This window comes from Synechococcus sp. CB0101 (genome assembly GCF_000179235.2).
Taxonomy (GTDB): domain Bacteria; phylum Cyanobacteriota; class Cyanobacteriia; order PCC-6307; family Cyanobiaceae; genus Vulcanococcus.
The window spans coordinates 2,001,627-2,017,344 of the sequence record NZ_CP039373.1 but is presented as its reverse complement, the minus strand read 5'-3'; the positions used below and the strand labels follow the sequence as shown (position 1 = coordinate 2,017,344).

Below are 15,718 nucleotides of genomic sequence, written 5' to 3'. Positions count from 1 at the left end.
GTTGCCGAAAGCGTAAGCGGGACTGCATCACCTTTCGAACAGGGCCCTTAGCATGACGGGCAATTCCAGGGCTGCCAGGGGCCACTCCCATGGGCCACGTACTGGTTCTCAACGCCTCTTACGAGCCGCTCAACATCACGAGCTGGCGGCGCGCCACGGTGATGGTGCTCAAGGGAAAGGCCGAAGGCCTGGAGCACGCCAGCGATCTGCAGTTGCGCCCAGGCTTGCACCGCCCCACGGTGATCCGCCTGCGCCAATTTGTGCGGGTGCCGTTCCGGGCCCTGCCGCTCACCCGCCGCAATCTGTTCCAACGCGATGGCCACCGCTGCCAGTACTGCGGCAGCGAGAGCGAACGGCTCTCGATCGATCATGTGATGCCCCGCAGCCGCGGCGGCAGCCACAGCTGGGACAACGTGACCACCGCCTGCCTGCGCTGCAACGTGCACAAGGGCAATCGCACCCCACGCGAAGCAGGGATGCTGCTGCTGCAGCCCCCGCGTCGGCCGCTGAGTGGGCCGTTGTTCGAGGCCCAGCGGCAAATGGCCCGTGGCCAACACAGCGAGTGGGCCAAGTACGTGCAGGGCTGGGACGACAACGGCCAGAACGCCGCAGCCTGAGCCAGCCTCAGCCGCCGGCCTGCTCCGCCAATTCCTCAAGCTGACGGCGCTGATCGGCCGACACGCACGCGCCGATCAGCTCGGCCAACTGACCCTGCAGCACTGGCTCCAACGAGAAGTTGCGGCCGAGGCGGTGATCGGTGGTGCGGTTGTCTTTGTAGTTGTAGGTGCGGATCTTTTCGCTGCGATCGCCCGTGCCCACCTGCGCCAGGCGAGCCGAGCGCTCCTCGGCGTTGGCAGTCGCCAGCTCACGCTCATAGAGCTTGGCCCGCAGGATCTCCAATGCCCGCTCGCGGTTCTGCAACTGGGAGCGCTCCTGGGTGCAGAACACGCGGATGCCCGTGGGTTTGTGGAGTAGATCCACGGCGGTTTCCACCTTGTTCACGTTCTGGCCGCCGGCACCGCCGGAGCGGGCCGTGCTGATCTCCAGGTCGCCGGGGTCGATCTGCACCTCCACGGGATCAGCCTCCGGCATCACCGCCACCGTGGCGGTGGAGGTGTGTACGCGGCCCTGGGATTCGGTAGCCGGCACCCGCTGCACCCGGTGCACGCCGGCCTCAAATTTCAGCTGGCTGAATACGCCATCGCCCTTGATCGCCAGGATCAATTCCTTGTAGCCGCCGAGCTCAGCTTCCGAAGCACTCACCGGCTGCACCTTCCAGCCCACGCTCTGGGCATAGCGCTCATACATGCGCGCCAGATCACCGGCCCACAGCGCCGCCTCATCGCCGCCGGCCCCGGCGCGGATCTCCAGCATCACGCTGCGTTCATCGCGGGGATCACGGGGCAGCAAGGCCAGGGTGAGCTGTTCCTCCAAAGCGCTGATGCGCGTCGCCAGCTCAGCCAGTTCCTCCTGAGCCAGGGCCTCGAGGTCGAGATCACCGCGGCTCTCGCGCAGCAGCTCACGGGCCTGCTGCTCCTGGCCTTGGAGGGTCTGAAGTTCGTCGTAGCCCATCACCAGGGGCTCCAGCCGAGCCCGTTCGCGGGCGATCGGTTCGAGCTGGGCAGGGTTGGCGGCCACATCCGGATCCGCCAGCTGCCGCTCCAGGGTGTCGAAGGTGGTGCGCGCCGCGTCGAGGCGCTCACTCAGGAAGGAGGCATCCATGCAGGAAAGGAACGGCCAGGAACCGGTGGGCAGCAAAAAGCCGGATGCCCTGAAGCATCCGGCTCTCGGTGATCACGGCGCCGGAAGCGCAGCAACCATCAGGGTGAAGGCGATCAGGCCTTGGCCTCGGCGGCCTTCTTCTCGCCAGCATCGGCAGCGGCGGCACCGCCCATGCCGTACTTGCGCATGAAGCGATCCACACGACCCTCGGTGTCGAGGATCTTCTGGGTACCGGTGTAGAAGGGGTGGTTGCCACTCCACACATCCACGTGGAGTTCGGGCGAGGTGGAGCCGGTGGTCATCACCACCTCTCCGTTGCAGATCACCTTGGCATCGGGATACCAGGTGGGATGGATTTCGGCCTTCGGCATGACGAGTAGGGGCTGAGAAGCGAACGCGGGATCAGCGCTTGGAGAACTGAGGAGCCTTACGGGCTTTCTTCAGGCCGTACTTACGACGCTCCTTGGCGCGGGGGTCACGGCTGAGGTGACCTTCGGTTTTGAGGGGCTTGCGGTTCTCGGGGGAGAGCTCACACAGCGCACGGGCTGCACCCTGCTTGATGGCGTCGGCCTGGCCGGTAAGACCACCGCCGCGCACATTCACCAGCAGGTCGTACTCGCTGGCCAGACCCAGGGTCTGGAGAGGAGCGGTGACCGCAGCCAGATAAACGGGGTTGTAGTTGAGGTAGTTATCGCCGGGGCGACCATTGATGGTCACGGTGCCGGTGCCGGGAACCACACGCACACGGGCGACAGCGGTCTTGCGGCGGCCGGTTCCCCAGTAGACGACGGAGTTGGTGCTCATTGGGCGGAAGCGGCGGGATCGAGGGCGAGGGCCTGGGGCTGCTGGGCGGCGTGGGGGTGCTCGGCACCCTTGTACACCTTCAGCTTGCGGAACAGCTGACGACCGAGGGCGTTGTGGGGCAGCATGCCCTTCACGGCCTTCTCGATGATCCGCTCAGGGATACGTGCCTGAAGCGCCGCAAAGGATTCGGTCTTCATGCCACCGGGACGACCCGAGTGACGGCGGTAGACCTTCTCGGTGAACTTGTTGCCGCTGACCTTCACCTTCTCGGCATTGATCACCACGACGAAATCGCCGGCATCAATGTGAGGAGCGAAGTTGGGGTTGTTCTTGCCCCGGAGCACCGATGCCACTTCGCTGGCGAGACGGCCGAGGGTCTGGTTCTCAGCATCCACCAGATACCACTGGCGACTGGAGGGATCCTGAGGGGGAACGAGAGTCTTGTTCATCGCACCGGCGGGCCGGATCGGTAAGAGCTCCACTGCTCAAGCGAGCAGGGGGCGGGACAGGGCGTCTGGACGGAAGGTCTGGACTGGGACGGCAGGGCATCCGATCACTCGGACGTCTGAAGCTCGTGGAGCGACCCTACCTCGCCGCCTGACACGCCCCCTTCACGGAGGGCTTACTCAGGCGCGGGGTGGAGAGTCGGAACACTCCAGCAAATACCGCGGTTGACAATCGTACCAGGCAGCGTCGGGAAACACTGTTGTGGGGTAACCCACCCGCAGCAGGGTGAGCCCGTGGGGCGGTGCGGCTTCTTTCACCTCATCCCGCGCACGGCTGCGCCAGCGCCGCTCAAAGGCGGCCAGGCTCAGGCGCTGCTCCCCCACCGCCACCAGCTGGCCCATCACCAGCCGCACCATGCCGTAGAGAAAACCGCTGGCCTGCAGCTCCACCTCGATCAGATCACCACGCCGCTCCACCGTCACCTCCTGGAGGGTGGTGCGCGAGTGAGACCGGGAACTCCCGGCCCGCTCAAACGCCGCAAAGTCATGCTCGCCGAGCATGCCCTCCAGGGCCTGGCGCATCAGCTGCTCATCGAGGCGCAGCTGATAGCGATGCCAGCTCCAGGGCGCGAGAAACAGATTGGGCAGGCGAGCGTTGTAAAGCGTGTAGCGGTAGCGGCGGTAGCTGGCGCTGAAGCAGGCATGCCAGTCGGCGGGCACCTCCGCACCGGCGCGCACGCGGATGCTGGCGGGAAGCCGCCCGTTCAACGCAGCCGGCCATCGCTGGGCAGGGATAGGCCCCTCAGCATCGAAGTGCACCACCTGAGCTGCGGCGTGCACGCCGGTATCGGTGCGACCGGCGGCCTGCACGCTCAGCGGGCGGCGGGGATCCAAGGCGGCAATCGCCCGTTCGAGGGTCTCCTGAACGCTGGGGTCGCGTGGCTGCCGCTGCCAGCCGCAGTAGGGGGCGCCGTCGTATTGCAGGCAGAGCGCGATGCGCCGTGCTGCGGGAGTGAGAGGGTCAGCAGACGGTTCCACGACGGCGAAGGCACACGGGCCAGACACAACAAAGCCGCGCGGATCCAGGGATCACGCGCGGCCGGTTGAGGCGTTGAAGCTGGATCAGACCAGCTCGATGATCGCCATCTCGGCGTTGTCACCGCGGCGGGGCACGGTGCGGATGATGCGGGTGTAGCCGCCGTTGCGATCGCCGTAACGCTCCTGGGCCTTGTCGAACAGGGCGTGCACGAGCTGCTTGTCGTAGATGTAGCCGATGGCGCGGCGACGGGCAGCAAGGCTGCCGTCCTTGGCCAGGCTGATCATGCGCTCGGCTTCATCGCGCAGAGCCTTGGCACGGGCCTTGGTGGTGGTGAGGCGACCTTCGCGGATCAGCTGCGTGGTGAGAGCGCGCAGCATGGCTTTGCGTTGGTCAGCGGGGCGTCCCAGCTTGGGAACTCGGCACTGGTGGCGCATGACGGATGCGGAGGATGGGTGTGAACAGAAAAGGGAACGACTCGCGCTCGATCAGGCGCTGGTGCGGCTCTGGGGCAGGGAAATGCCGATGCGCTCAAGCGCTTCGATCACTTCATCGGCCGACTTGGAACCGAAGTTCTTGATCTCCAGCAGATCTTCGTAGCTGAAGCCCATCAGGTCGGACACGGAGTTGACCTGGGCACGCTTCAGGCAGTTGTAAGCACGCACGGAGAGATTCAGTTCCTCGAGAGGAATCTGGGCCTCGGCGGAAGGCTCGGGCTCCAGGCCGGGCTCGTCCACCATGGTGAGGCTGGCCAGGGGCTGGAACAGCGCAATCAGCTGGTTAGCCGCCTGGGCCATGGCATCGTCAGGGGTGACGGAGCCGTCGGTTTCGATTTCGAGGCGCAGGCGCTCGCGGGCGGAGCCACCTTCACCCACAGCGGTTTCATCCACGCTGTAGTTCACGCGGCGCACCGGCATGAACACGGCATCGATCTGCAGCAGATCGATGGCGCTGGTGTCTTCGCTGCGACGATCGACGGGGCGGTAACCCACGCCACGCTCCACGTGCACTTCGAGCTCGAGGCTGTAGCCGTCGGCCACGGTGGCGATCGGACGGTCGCCGTCGATCACGCTCACCTGCGAGGAGAACTGCAGGTCGGAGGCGGTGACGGTGCAGGGGCCGTTGGCCACCAGGCGACCGATCTCCAGCTCGCGGGTGCGGCTGCTGACGGCGATGTCCTTGCAGTTGAGCAGGATGTCGAGAACGTCTTCGCGCACACCGGGAACGGTGGCGTACTCGTGGTTCACGCCGGCGATGCGCACGGCGGTGATGGCGCTGCCCTCAAGGGCTCCCATCAGCACGCGGCGCAGGGAGTTGCCGAGGGTGATGGCCTGACCCCGCTCAAGGGGGCCGATCACAAAGACGCCGGTCTGGGAACGGTCGTCGGCGATCTGGTGTTCAACCCGATCGATCTGGTACTGCAACACGGTCTGAAGCTCGAAAGAAGAGGAGGAGCCCCCTCTGGGGCGGGGCAAGGCGTCGGATCAGACCCGGCGACGCTTGGAGCGGCGGCAGCCGTTGTGGGGCAGGGGGGTGACGTCGCGAATCAGGGTGATCTCCAGACCGGCCACCTGCAGAGCACGGATGGCGGTTTCACGGCCGGAACCAGGACCGCGCACCAGCACCTCGATCTGGCGCATCCCCTGCTCAAGGGCGCGACGAGCGGCTGCTTCTGCGGCGGTCTGGGCGGCGAAAGGCGTGCCCTTACGGGCGCCCTTGAAGCCGCTGGCTCCTGCGGAGCTCCAGGAGATCACTTCACCAGCGGTGTCGGTGATCGAAACGATGGTGTTGTTGAAGGTGCTCTGAATGTGCGCCACACCGTTGGGCACATTCCGCTTGGTCTTCTTGGCGCCGGATTTCTTGGCGGGCTTGGCCATGGATAAAGCCCTGCAAGAGCAGGGAGGTGATCAGGGAACTGAGGGGGGCAACCTGGTGACGCCGGTGCCCTATGGGAACCGAGCGGCAGGTGCGAAGGGTTGGGCCGAAGGCCGGAAGTGAGGTCAGGCCTTACTTCTTCTTACCGGCAACGGTCTTACGGGCGCCACGGCGGGTGCGGGCGTTGGTGCGGGTGCGCTGACCACGCACGGGCAGGCCGGCACGGTGACGACGACCACGCACGCAGCCGATGTCCTGCAGGCGCTTCATCGCCATGCCTTCCTGGCGGCGCAGGTCGCCTTCCAGCGTGTAGGACTCAGCGGCGCCGCGCAGCTTTTGCACGTCGGCGTCGTCGAGGTCTTTGACGCGTGTATCAGGGTTGACACCGGTTTTGGCCAGGATTTTTTGGGCCGTGGTCAGGCCAATCCCGTACACGTAGGTGAGGGCGATTTCGATCCTCTTGTCGCGAGGAATATCAACGCCGGCAATCCGAGCCACAGAAACTAACGATGGGGTGAGCAGGGGAGGGGTTGGCCCGAAGGCCGATGGCAAGACTCAACCAGGGATCAACCCTGGCGCTGCTTGTGCTTGGGGTTGGCGCAAATCACCATCACCCGGCCGTGGCGACGAATCACCCGGCACTTGTCGCACATTTTCTTGACCGAGGCACGCACCTTCATGGGAGCGGTCTCTCCAATTTTGCAAACGACGAACCTACCACAGCGGTCAAGCCAAGACCTGGGCGATCCGCGCTCCGATCTCCTCCACCGTGCCTGCGGCTTCAACGGGAGCCAGGAGCTGACGCTCGCGGTAATAAGCGATCAGGGGTTCGGTCTGCTGGCGGTACACCTCGAGGCGGTGGCGGATCACCTCCTCGTTGTCATCGGCGCGGCCGCGGGAGAGCAGGCGCTGCACCAGCACCGCATCGTCGAGCTCCATGAGCACCACCAGCTCAATCTGCTGGCCGAGTTCCTCGAGCAGAGCCGCCAGGGCATCGGCCTGGGCCACATTGCGGGGGAAACCATCCAGCAGCCAACCGCCGCTGTGCGACTGCAGACGGCTGCGCACAATCGCGAGCACCAGCGCGTCGCTCACCAGTTCGCCGCGGGCCATCACCGCTTCGGCTTCCTTCCCGAGCTCACTGCCGGCAGCCACCTCAGCGCGGAGCAGATCGCCGGTGGAGAGATGGAGCAGCCCCTGGCTCTCGGCGAGGCGCTGGGCCTGGGTGCCTTTGCCAGCACCAGGGGGACCCAGGAAGAGGAGGCGTTGCTTCATGACCGAATACGCGAACGGGAACGAGAGAACAAACGGAATCGAGGCAGGCGGGTCGCCCTACTGGCGCACCATGCCCTCGTAGCGCTGCGAGATCACAGCGGTTTGAAGTTGTTTGGCGGTTTGGATCGCCACACCCACCAGGATCAGCAGGCTGGTGGCGCCCAGGCCCTGGAACGTTTTCACCTGGGTGGCCGATTCCACGGCGGAGGGGATGATCGCCACCGCTCCAAGGAACAGAGCACCCAGCAGGGTGAGCCGGTTCTGCACACCGCTGAGATAGCCAGCGGTGGCTGAGCCGGGGCGAACACCTGGAATGGCCACGCCCGAGCGCTTGAGGTTGGTGGCCACATCCACCGGGTTAATCGTGAGCGTGGCGTAGAAGAAGGAAAACCCGATGATCAGCCCGAAAAAGAGCAGGGCATACAACCAGGGGGTACCGCTGTTGGGGCTCAGAGCCGCAGCGATGTTGATCAACCAGGGCTGCTTGGTGATGTTGGCAATGGTGAGCGGCAGAAACACCACGGCCGAAGCAAAGATGATCGGCATCACGCCGCCGGCGTTGAGCTTCAGGGGCAGATAGCTCTGGCGCGCCGAGAGGGTGGCACCACCCACCTGCCGCTTGGCACTAACGATGGGAATGCGGCGGCTGCCCTCCTCCACGCAGACGATGCCCACGATCGTGATCAGGAACACCGCCACCAGCACCACGATGCCGCCAACGGTGCTGCGGTCGCCGCTCTGGGCGAGCTCGATCGTGGAGCCAAGCGCCCGCGGAAGCGTGGCCACGATGTTGAGGTAGATCACCAGCGAGGCGCCCTGACCAATGCCGCGCTCCGTGATCACCTCACTGATCCACATCACCACCATCGAGCCCGTCACCAGGGCGACGGCGGTTTGCAGCACAAACACCAGCTCGGAGGTACCGGCCGTGGCATAGGGCCGCAGGATCAGGGCGAACACCACGCTCTGCAAGATGCCCCAGCCCAACGCCACGTAGCGGGTGTATTGGGCGATCTTGCGGCGGCCCGCCTCACCCTCGTTCTTCTGCAGATCTTCCAGCTGCGGCAGCGCTGAGGTGAGCAGCTGCAGGATGATCGAGGCGTTGATGAACGGAAGAATTCCCAGACCAAACACCCCAAGGGTGGAGATACCACCCCCGGTGAAGATGTCGAGGAAGCCGATCAGCTGACCACCGCGGGCGATGAAGTCCTGAAAGGCGGCCCGATCGATGCCGGGAACAGGGATATAAATCCCCAGACGCACCAACAGGAGCAAGCCCAGGGTGATCAAAACGCGGTTGCGCAGATCCTTGGCCTGAATCAGCTGGGTGAGGATTTCACCGGCACTGGGGTTGCGACCCCGGCTGACGAGCATGACGGGCGGGCGGAGAAGGGAGTACAAAAAACCGCCTGGAGAAGCCGGGAGGCTCCGCCAAGCGGCACCGACGCTAATGGGTCGGGGTCAGAACCAAGCCGAAGCTCAGATCACTTCGCAGGTACCACCGGCGGCCTCGATCTTCTCGCGGGCGCTGGCGGTGAAAGCGGCGGCCTGAACGGTGAGCTTCACCTTGAGGTCGCCGGTGCCGAGCACCTTCAGGGGGTGCTTGGGGCTGGTGACGATGCCGTCCTTCACGAGGCTGTCGAGGTTGACGGTGCTGCCGGCCTTGATCTCAGCCAGCTTGCCGACGTTGATCACCGTGAAGTTCTTGGGGTTGATCACGGTGAAGTGCTTGAGCTTCGGCACACGGCGGTACAGAGGCATCTGGCCACCTTCGAAGCCCGGACGGGTGGGACGACCCGAGCGGGACTTCTGACCGCGCATCCCGAAACCGCAGCTGGCACCCTGGCCAGCAGCGATGCCACGGCCCTTGCGGAGCTTGCGGCGACGGGCGCCCTTCTGGGGGGCGAGGGATTGGAGATTGAGCGACGTCATGGCAATCCTCAGGAGTAGATCTGCTCGAGGGAGATGCCACGCTCCTTGGCGGTCTCCTTGTGGGTACGCAGGCCAGCCAGGGCATCCATGGCGGCACGAGCGTTGTTGAGGGGGGTTTTCGAGCCGAGGCGCTTCGCCAGCACGTTCTTGATGCCGGCGAGCTCCAGCACCGTGCGGATCGAGCCACCCGCGATCACACCGGTACCCGGAGCAGCGGGGCGGATCAGCACGCTGGCGGCACCGTCACGGCCGTTGCCGAGGGTGGGGATCGAGGAGTGACGGGTGAGGGGCACCTTCACCAGGTGCTTCTTGCCATCGGCCACGCCCTTGCGGACGGCTCCGATCACATCGCCGGCCTTGCCGACGCCCACGCCCACCTGGCCCTTCTCGTTGCCGACAACAACGATGGCCCGGAAGCTCATCTTCTTACCGCCTTTCACGGTCTTGGAGACGCGGCGGATTTGCACCACGCGCTCTTGCCATTCGGAGTCACGCTCCTGGCCACGGCGGTTGTCACGGCCGCGACCGCGGCGGTCACCCCGGCCCTCGCCCCGGCCACCACGGCGCTCCTGCTGGCCTTCGGCCGCTGCAGGAACATCAGCCGCGCCCGGGATGTCGTTGGACTGGATTTGGTTGGTTTCGGTCATGGTGAGAGCAGGGATCAGAACTGAAGGCCCGCTTCCCGGGCGGCGTCAGCCAGGGCCTTGACACGGCCGTGGTACAGGTTGCCGCCTCGATCGAAGACCACCTGTTGGATGCCCTTGGCGAGGGCACGCTTGGCGACCAGTTGACCAACGGCGACGGAAGCATCGCAGGTGGCAGCGGCCGAGACGTTGGAGCGCAGCTCCTTATCGACGGTGGAGGCAGAGCAGAGGGTGCTCTGCGCTTCGTCGTCGATGACCTGCGCGTAGATGTGGTTGTTGGAGCGGAACACAGCCAGGCGCGGACGCGCGGCGGTGCCGGAGAGATTGCGACGCAGACGCCGGTGGCGTTTCTGCGTCTGCTGCTTGCGGGACAGTGTGGACATGGCAGTACAGGGTAACGACGCTCAGGCAGACCTCATTTCTTACCGGTCTTACCGGCCTTGCGCAGGATGCGTTCACCCTCGTACTTGATGCCCTTGCCCTTGTAGGGCTCAGGCGGACGAATGGCGCGAACCTTGGCTGCTTCGTTGCCCACCAGTTCCTTGTCGGCACCGGTGACCAGCACGGTGGTGTTGCCATCAACGGCGAAGGTCACGCCGTCGGGGGGCACCATCTCCACCTGGTGGCTGTAGCCAGCGCTCACCACAAGCTTCTTGCCTTGAACGGCAGCGCGGTAGCCCACGCCAACGATCTCGAGCTTGCGGGTGTAGCCCTTGCTCACCCCTTCCACCATGTTGGCGACGAGGGTGCGGCAGAGACCGTGGCGCTCGCGGGAGCGACGGTTGTCGCTCGCGGGAGAAACCACCAGGTTGCTGCCGTCCTGGGCAATGGTCACACCGTCGGGGAGGGTGCGGCTCAGTTCACCCTTGGGGCCTTTGACTTTGACGTCGAGGCCGCTGAGGGTGACGGTGACGCCGCCCGGCACGGGAATCGGCGCTTTACCAATACGAGACATGGATCAACCTCCCTGATCAGTAGACGTAAGCGAGCACTTCGCCGCCGACGCCCTGTTTGCGGGCATCGCGGTCGCTCATCACACCTTTGGAGGTGGAGATGATGGCCACGCCGAGACCGCCCAGCACCTTGGGCAGCTGGCGGGTGTTCTTGTAGATGCGCAGACCGGGCTTGCTGACGCGCTGCACGGTGCGGATCAGCGGCTGACGGTGCTTACCGCTGTACTTGAGTTCGAGCACGAGGTGCTTTTCAACGCCTTCACCCTCTTCAGAGATCTCGGCGATGAAACCCTCCTGCTGCAGCACCTTGGCGATGCTGCGTGCCATGCGCGATGCAGGCACCTTGGTGGATTGATGACGTTTCTCACTCGCATTGCGGATGCGGGTGAGCATGTCGGAAATCGGGTCGTGATTAGCCATGGTCGGGTCCGAAGAGGGCTCAGTTACTGCGGAACGGCATTCCCATCTCGCGGAGGAGGGCCCGGCCCTCTTCGTCGTTACGGGCAGTGGTCACGATGGTGATGTCCATGCCCCGGATGGCATCGATCTTGTCGAAGGAGATCTCAGGGAAAATGATTTGCTCCTTCACCCCAAGGGTGTAGTTGCCCCGACCGTCAAAGCTCTTCTCGCTCACGCCGCGGAAATCGCGGATGCGCGGCAGAGCCAGATGGATCAGACGCTCGAGGAACGCATACATGCGGTCGCCACGCAGGGTGACGGCCACACCGATCGGCATGCCCTGACGGATCTTGAAGCCGGCGATGGCTTTCTTGGCGCGGGTCACATTCACCTTTTGACCGGTGATCGTGGCCAGCTCCTCGATGGAGGCCTCGAGGGCCTTGGCATTCTGGGCGGCTTCACCGAGGCCCCGGTTGACGGTCACTTTGACCAGCTTGGGGACTTCGTGGATGTTCGAGAGGTTGAGATCCTTCAGCAGCTTGGGCTGGATCTTCTCCCGATAGTTCTGTTTAAGGGACATGACGGGGGACAGGGGTTGCGCTTCTGGGCTTGGTCAGAAGGCGGACAAGGTTGATAGAGATGGAGATCAGTCGAGGATCTCGCCGGTTTTCTTGAGGCGGCGCTTCTTGGTGCCGTCTTTCTCCACCACGATTTCGACGCGGCTGGCCACCTTTTTGTCGGTGGAATACAGCATCACGTTGGAGGCGTGCAGGGAGGCTTCCTCGGTGACGATGCGGCCGGTCTCGCCCTCTTGGGTGGGCTTGACGTGACGGGTGCGCAGGTTCACACCCTGCACCACCACACGGTTTTCATAGGGAAGGGTGCGCAGGACCTCACCGGTCTTGCCCTTGTCCTTACCGCTGATCACCTGAACGGTGTCGCCCTTCTTGATGCGCATTTTGGTGCGCACCTGAGCCTTGGCTTTAGGGGTGGCAGTCGCCATCTCAGATCACCTCCGGAGCGAGGGACACGATCTTGGTGAAGTTGCGGTCGCGCAGTTCGCGAGCCACAGGACCGAAGACGCGGGTGCCCTTGGGGTTGTTGTCAGTGCCGAGGATCACGGCAGCGTTGTCGTCGAAACGGATCGAGTTGCCGTTGACGCGACGCAGGGTGGCCTTGGTGCGCACCACCACGGCCTTCACCACATCCGACTTCTTGACGCCCATGTTGGGCATGGCGTCTTTAACGGCGGCCACGATCACATCGCCCACGTGGGCGTAGCGACGATTGGTGCCCAGCACACGGATGCACTGGATGCGCTTGGCGCCGCTGTTGTCAGCGACGTTGAGGAACGTTTCCTGTTGAATCATCGGGAGATCTCCTCAGCTGGCGCTGCTGGTGTTCAGCACCTCGGCCACGGCCCAGCGCTTGGTGCGGCTGAGGGGACGGGTTTCGGTGATGCGGACGCGGTCTCCCACCTTGCAGGCGTTCTCCTCGTCGTGCGCCTTGTAGCGCTTGGTGCGGCTCACCGTCTTTTGATAGATGGGGTGAGGGAAGCGGTTTTCCACCGCCACCACCACGGTCTTATCCATCTTGTCGCTGACGACGGTGCCGACCCTTTCCTTGGTTGCCATAACGGTTACTTAGGGGATCAGGAAGCGGCGGAGCGCTGGCGCTCCGTTTGCACCGTCAGCAGCTGGGCCAGCTTGATGCGGGCGGCCTTGAAGCGGTGCGGTTGCTCGAGACGGCGGGTGGCCTGCTCGAAGCGAAGGGTGAACAGCTCGCGACGGGTGTCGTCGATCTGGGTGGTGATGTCGCCGTCGGAAAGCTTGCGCACCTCGGCGATGTCGGGACGGGCCATGGTCAGGACTCCACGGTGGTGGCCGCTTCGGCAGCCAGGGCAGCTTCCTGATCCGCGAGGGTCAGGAACTTGGTCTTCACGGGCAGCTTGTACTGCGCCAGGCGCATGGCTTCCTTGGCGATCTCGGGGGTGATGTCGGCACCGCCCATCTCGAACAGGATGCGACCGGGCTTGATCACGGCCACCCAGAACTCGGGGTTGCCCTTACCGGAACCCATACGGGTTTCAGCGGGGCGCATGGTCACCGGCTTGTCGGGGAAGATCCGGATCCAGATCTTTCCGCCCCGCTTGACGTAGCGGGTCATGGCACGGCGGCTGGCCTCAATCTGGCGGGAGGTGATCCACCCGCACTCCTGGGCCTGCAGAGCGAACTGACCAAAAGCGATGGTGTTGCCACGGGTGGCGACACCGCGCATGCGGCCGCGCTGCTGCTTACGGAATTTGACGCGTCTTGGACTCAGCATGGTTCAGGCCTCCTGATCACTCTTCGTTCGAACGGTCTTCGAACTGTTGGGGCCGGCGGCTGGCGCGGCGCTTCGGCGCTGCACCCACGGGCACCTTGTCCTTATTGCCGGGCAGCACTTCGCCCTTGAACACCCACACCTTGATTCCCAGCACCCCGTAGGTGGTGGTGGCCACCTTGGTGGCGTAATCGATGTCGGCGCGGAGGGTGTGCAGGGGCACACGGCCTTCGCGAGTCCACTCGGTCCGAGCGATCTCGGCACCGTTGAGGCGGCCGCTCACCTGGATCTTGAGGCCAAGCACGCCAGCGCGCTGGGCACGCTGGATCGCCATGCGCATCACGCGGCGGAACGCCACGCGCTTCTCCAGTTGCTGAGCGATGTACTCGGCCAGCAGGTAGGCGTCGGCGTCGACACGCTCCACTTCCACCACGTTGATCCGCACCTGACGGGAGGTATCACCAATGGTTTTCTGGATGCCGCTGCGCAGCTCCTCGATGCCGCTGCCTTGACGGCCAACGAGCACGCCGGGGCGGGCGGTCTTGAGTTCCACTTCAAGCTGATCGGCCTTGCGGGCGATCACCACGTCGCTGATGCCAGCGGCGCCGTACTTCTTGTGGATGAACTTGCGAATCCGATCGTCTTCCTGCAGAAGGGTCGGATAGGTCTTGCTGGGGGCGTACCAGCGGGACCGGTGCTCCTGGGTGATCCCCAGGCGCAGTCCGGTTGGATGGATCTTGTGTCCCATCGGTCGGTGTCCTCGGGGGTCAGGCGGCAGGAGCCACAGCAATGCTGATGTGGCAGGTCTTTTTCTGGATCGCGTAGGCGCGACCCTGGGCGCGGGGGCGATAGCGCTTCATCACCGGACCCATGTCCGCCGTGGCGGAGGAGATCACGAGAGAAGAGGGATCGAGACCCAGGTTGTGCTCGGCGTTGGCCACCGCACTGCGCAGCACCTTGGTGATCGGGCCGGTGGAGCGGTAGGGCATGAACTCGAGCATGATCAGCGCGTCGCGATAGCTGCGACCGCGGATTTGATCGAGCACCCGGCGCACCTTCGACACGGAACCGCGGATGTAGCGGCCGTGGGCTTGGGCAGTGGTGGATGTGGTGTTAGCCATGTCCTCAGCGGCCTCCTTTCTTGTCCTTGATGTGGCCGCGGAAGTTGCGCGTGGGCGCAAATTCCCCGAGCTTGTGGCCCACCATCTGCTCCGTCACGTAGACGGGCACGTGGGCCTTGCCGTTGTGCACGGCAATGGTGTGGCCGATCATCATCGGCAGGATCGTGGAAGCACGCGACCAGGTTTTGATCACGGACTTGTCATCAGCCGCGTTCTGCTTTTCAACCTTGCGCAGAAGGCTGTCGGCAATAAACGGACCTTTTTTGAGTGAGCGTCCCATAGCGGTTTAAACGAACAGCAAAGCGGTGAGTTGGATCACGAATCGCGTCCGCCGCGGCTCCGCTTGGAGGTGCGACGACGTTTCCGGAGCACAAACCGATTGCTGGGTTTGTTCCGCTTGCGGGTCTTGAGGCCGAGGGCCGGCTTACCCCAGGGGGTAACAGGACCAGAACGACCGATCGGAGCGCGGCCCTCGCCACCACCATGGGGGTGATCGCAGGGGTTCATCACGCTGCCTCGCACCTGCGGGCGACGACCCAGCCAGCGGCGACGACCGGCCTTACCCAGGCTGGTGTTGCGCACTTCCGAGTTGCCCACTTCGCCGAGGGTGGCGTAGCACTCACGGCGCACCAGGCGCACCTCGGTGGAGGGCAGCTTGAGGGCGACGTAATCGCCTTCCTTCGCCATCACCTGGGCGCTGGCACCAGCGGTGCGCACCATCTGGCCGCCACGACCGGCATACAGCTCAACGCAGTGAACGCTGGAGCCGAGGGGGATGGCGGAGAGGGGCAGAGCGTTGCCGTTCTCGATCGGAGCCTCAGGGCCCGACACCACGGTGGAGCCCACAGCCACACCGGCCGGAGCCAGGATGTAGCGCTTCTCGCCATCGGCGTAGAAGAGCAGCGCCAGACGGGCGTTGCGGTGCGGGTCGTAGTGGATGGCAGCCACCTTGGCGACCACACCGTGCTTGTCACGGCGGAAGTCGACCAGGCGGTAGAGGCGCTTGTGGCCACCACCGCGGTGACGGCAGGTGATCACACCGCGGTTGTTGCGGCCTTTGCGCTGGTGCTTGGCCACCACCAGGCCCCGTTCGCGACCGCGGCCGGTGACTTCAGCGAAGTCGCTGGCGACACGGGTGCGGGTGCCGGGGGTGATGGGGCGGTACTTACGGATTCCCATGATTCGTTAA

Annotated in this window: 28 protein-coding genes; 1 reads left to right on the top strand and 27 read right to left on the bottom strand. The window is 64.6% G+C overall.

Translation table 11 applies throughout. From position 1 onward, the window contains the following. Positions 1-89: 89 nt before the first annotated feature. A complete protein-coding gene (locus tag CB0101_RS10825; RefSeq protein ID WP_010311609.1) occupies positions 90-617 on the top strand; it encodes an HNH endonuclease in 528 nt (175 codons plus the stop codon). A 7-nt stretch (positions 618-624) separates the two neighbouring features. Here CB0101_RS10825 and prfA read toward each other — a convergent pair whose 3' ends face one another. From prfA to rplB, 27 genes are all read right to left on the bottom strand, one after another. Then, positions 625-1,722, bottom strand: a complete 1,098-nt coding sequence (gene prfA, locus CB0101_RS10820; protein ID WP_010311610.1) for a peptide chain release factor 1 — start codon at positions 1,720-1,722, stop codon at positions 625-627. A 113-nt stretch (positions 1,723-1,835) separates the two neighbouring features. Continuing rightward, complete coding sequence (gene rpmE / locus CB0101_RS10815; protein WP_010311614.1) at positions 1,836-2,093, bottom strand: 50S ribosomal protein L31; 258 nt, start codon at positions 2,091-2,093, stop codon at positions 1,836-1,838. Between the two features lie 31 nt (positions 2,094-2,124). Further along, entirely contained in the window at positions 2,125-2,526 is a 402-nt protein-coding gene (gene rpsI, locus CB0101_RS10810; protein WP_010311617.1) for a 30S ribosomal protein S9, read from the bottom strand. Beyond that, the gene (gene rplM, locus CB0101_RS10805; RefSeq protein WP_029553138.1) at positions 2,523-2,975 is read right to left on the bottom strand and encodes a 50S ribosomal protein L13; all 453 of its coding nucleotides are present in this window, start codon (positions 2,973-2,975) and stop codon (positions 2,523-2,525) included. Before rplM ends, rpsI begins: the two co-directional genes overlap by 4 nt. Before the next feature lie 177 nt (positions 2,976-3,152). Further along, positions 3,153-4,010, bottom strand: a complete 858-nt coding sequence (truA, locus tag CB0101_RS10800; RefSeq protein WP_029553139.1) for a tRNA pseudouridine(38-40) synthase TruA — start codon at positions 4,008-4,010, stop codon at positions 3,153-3,155. An 84-nt stretch (positions 4,011-4,094) separates the two neighbouring features. Then, positions 4,095-4,445 carry a 50S ribosomal protein L17 gene (rplQ, locus tag CB0101_RS10795; protein WP_010311623.1) on the bottom strand — a complete coding sequence of 117 codons (351 nt, stop codon included), beginning with the start codon at positions 4,443-4,445 and terminating at the stop codon, positions 4,095-4,097. A 51-nt stretch (positions 4,446-4,496) separates the two neighbouring features. After that, positions 4,497-5,435 (bottom strand): DNA-directed RNA polymerase subunit alpha, encoded by a 939-nt coding sequence (locus tag CB0101_RS10790; RefSeq protein WP_010311625.1) that lies wholly within the window; start codon positions 5,433-5,435, stop codon positions 4,497-4,499. Between the two features lie 57 nt (positions 5,436-5,492). Next, positions 5,493-5,885, bottom strand: a complete 393-nt coding sequence (rpsK, locus tag CB0101_RS10785) for a 30S ribosomal protein S11 (protein WP_010311626.1) — start codon at positions 5,883-5,885, stop codon at positions 5,493-5,495. A 130-nt stretch (positions 5,886-6,015) separates the two neighbouring features. Continuing rightward, entirely contained in the window at positions 6,016-6,381 is a 366-nt protein-coding gene (rpsM, locus tag CB0101_RS10780) for a 30S ribosomal protein S13 (RefSeq protein ID WP_010311628.1), read from the bottom strand. A 68-nt stretch (positions 6,382-6,449) separates the two neighbouring features. Continuing rightward, positions 6,450-6,563: a 50S ribosomal protein L36 gene (rpmJ, locus tag CB0101_RS10775; RefSeq protein ID WP_010311631.1), complete on the bottom strand. Its 114-nt coding sequence runs from the start codon at positions 6,561-6,563 to the stop codon at positions 6,450-6,452. A gap of 46 nt (positions 6,564-6,609) precedes the next feature. Continuing rightward, positions 6,610-7,158: an adenylate kinase gene (locus CB0101_RS10770; RefSeq protein WP_010311633.1), complete on the bottom strand. Its 549-nt coding sequence runs from the start codon at positions 7,156-7,158 to the stop codon at positions 6,610-6,612. A 57-nt stretch (positions 7,159-7,215) separates the two neighbouring features. Beyond that, complete coding sequence (gene secY / locus CB0101_RS10765) at positions 7,216-8,532, bottom strand: preprotein translocase subunit SecY (RefSeq protein ID WP_010311635.1); 1,317 nt, start codon at positions 8,530-8,532, stop codon at positions 7,216-7,218. Positions 8,533-8,637: 105 nt separating this feature from the next. Then, positions 8,638-9,090, bottom strand: coding sequence for a 50S ribosomal protein L15 (gene rplO, locus CB0101_RS10760; protein ID WP_010311637.1), 453 nt, complete (start codon positions 9,088-9,090; stop codon positions 8,638-8,640). 8 nt (positions 9,091-9,098) lie between these two features. After that, positions 9,099-9,737 carry a 30S ribosomal protein S5 gene (gene rpsE / locus CB0101_RS10755; protein WP_010311640.1) on the bottom strand — a complete coding sequence of 213 codons (639 nt, stop codon included), beginning with the start codon at positions 9,735-9,737 and terminating at the stop codon, positions 9,099-9,101. Positions 9,738-9,751: 14 nt separating this feature from the next. Further along, positions 9,752-10,117, bottom strand: coding sequence for a 50S ribosomal protein L18 (gene rplR, locus CB0101_RS10750; protein ID WP_010311643.1), 366 nt, complete (start codon positions 10,115-10,117; stop codon positions 9,752-9,754). Positions 10,118-10,149: 32 nt separating this feature from the next. After that, on the bottom strand, positions 10,150-10,689 hold the full coding sequence (gene rplF, locus CB0101_RS10745) for a 50S ribosomal protein L6 (protein ID WP_010311645.1): 540 nt from the start codon (positions 10,687-10,689) through the stop codon (positions 10,150-10,152). Between the two features lie 16 nt (positions 10,690-10,705). After that, positions 10,706-11,107: a 30S ribosomal protein S8 gene (gene rpsH / locus CB0101_RS10740; protein ID WP_010311648.1), complete on the bottom strand. Its 402-nt coding sequence runs from the start codon at positions 11,105-11,107 to the stop codon at positions 10,706-10,708. A 19-nt stretch (positions 11,108-11,126) separates the two neighbouring features. Next, positions 11,127-11,666 carry a 50S ribosomal protein L5 gene (gene rplE / locus CB0101_RS10735; RefSeq protein ID WP_010311651.1) on the bottom strand — a complete coding sequence of 180 codons (540 nt, stop codon included), beginning with the start codon at positions 11,664-11,666 and terminating at the stop codon, positions 11,127-11,129. Positions 11,667-11,732: 66 nt separating this feature from the next. After that, positions 11,733-12,089 carry a 50S ribosomal protein L24 gene (gene rplX, locus CB0101_RS10730; RefSeq protein ID WP_010311652.1) on the bottom strand — a complete coding sequence of 119 codons (357 nt, stop codon included), beginning with the start codon at positions 12,087-12,089 and terminating at the stop codon, positions 11,733-11,735. A gap of 1 nt (position 12,090) precedes the next feature. Then, entirely contained in the window at positions 12,091-12,456 is a 366-nt protein-coding gene (gene rplN, locus CB0101_RS10725) for a 50S ribosomal protein L14 (protein WP_010311654.1), read from the bottom strand. A 12-nt stretch (positions 12,457-12,468) separates the two neighbouring features. Then, positions 12,469-12,720 (bottom strand): 30S ribosomal protein S17, encoded by a 252-nt coding sequence (rpsQ, locus tag CB0101_RS10720; RefSeq protein WP_010311655.1) that lies wholly within the window; start codon positions 12,718-12,720, stop codon positions 12,469-12,471. Between the two features lie 17 nt (positions 12,721-12,737). Further along, entirely contained in the window at positions 12,738-12,947 is a 210-nt protein-coding gene (rpmC, locus tag CB0101_RS10715; RefSeq protein WP_010311657.1) for a 50S ribosomal protein L29, read from the bottom strand. A gap of 2 nt (positions 12,948-12,949) precedes the next feature. Continuing rightward, positions 12,950-13,411 carry a 50S ribosomal protein L16 gene (gene rplP, locus CB0101_RS10710; protein WP_029553140.1) on the bottom strand — a complete coding sequence of 154 codons (462 nt, stop codon included), beginning with the start codon at positions 13,409-13,411 and terminating at the stop codon, positions 12,950-12,952. A 16-nt stretch (positions 13,412-13,427) separates the two neighbouring features. Further along, positions 13,428-14,156 (bottom strand): 30S ribosomal protein S3, encoded by a 729-nt coding sequence (gene rpsC, locus CB0101_RS10705; protein ID WP_010311659.1) that lies wholly within the window; start codon positions 14,154-14,156, stop codon positions 13,428-13,430. 19 nt (positions 14,157-14,175) lie between these two features. After that, positions 14,176-14,529 carry a 50S ribosomal protein L22 gene (gene rplV / locus CB0101_RS10700; protein ID WP_010311662.1) on the bottom strand — a complete coding sequence of 118 codons (354 nt, stop codon included), beginning with the start codon at positions 14,527-14,529 and terminating at the stop codon, positions 14,176-14,178. 4 nt (positions 14,530-14,533) lie between these two features. Then, positions 14,534-14,809 carry a 30S ribosomal protein S19 gene (gene rpsS, locus CB0101_RS10695; protein ID WP_010311665.1) on the bottom strand — a complete coding sequence of 92 codons (276 nt, stop codon included), beginning with the start codon at positions 14,807-14,809 and terminating at the stop codon, positions 14,534-14,536. 35 nt (positions 14,810-14,844) lie between these two features. Next, positions 14,845-15,708, bottom strand: coding sequence for a 50S ribosomal protein L2 (gene rplB / locus CB0101_RS10690; protein ID WP_010311667.1), 864 nt, complete (start codon positions 15,706-15,708; stop codon positions 14,845-14,847). Between the last annotated feature and the right edge of the window lie 10 nt (positions 15,709-15,718).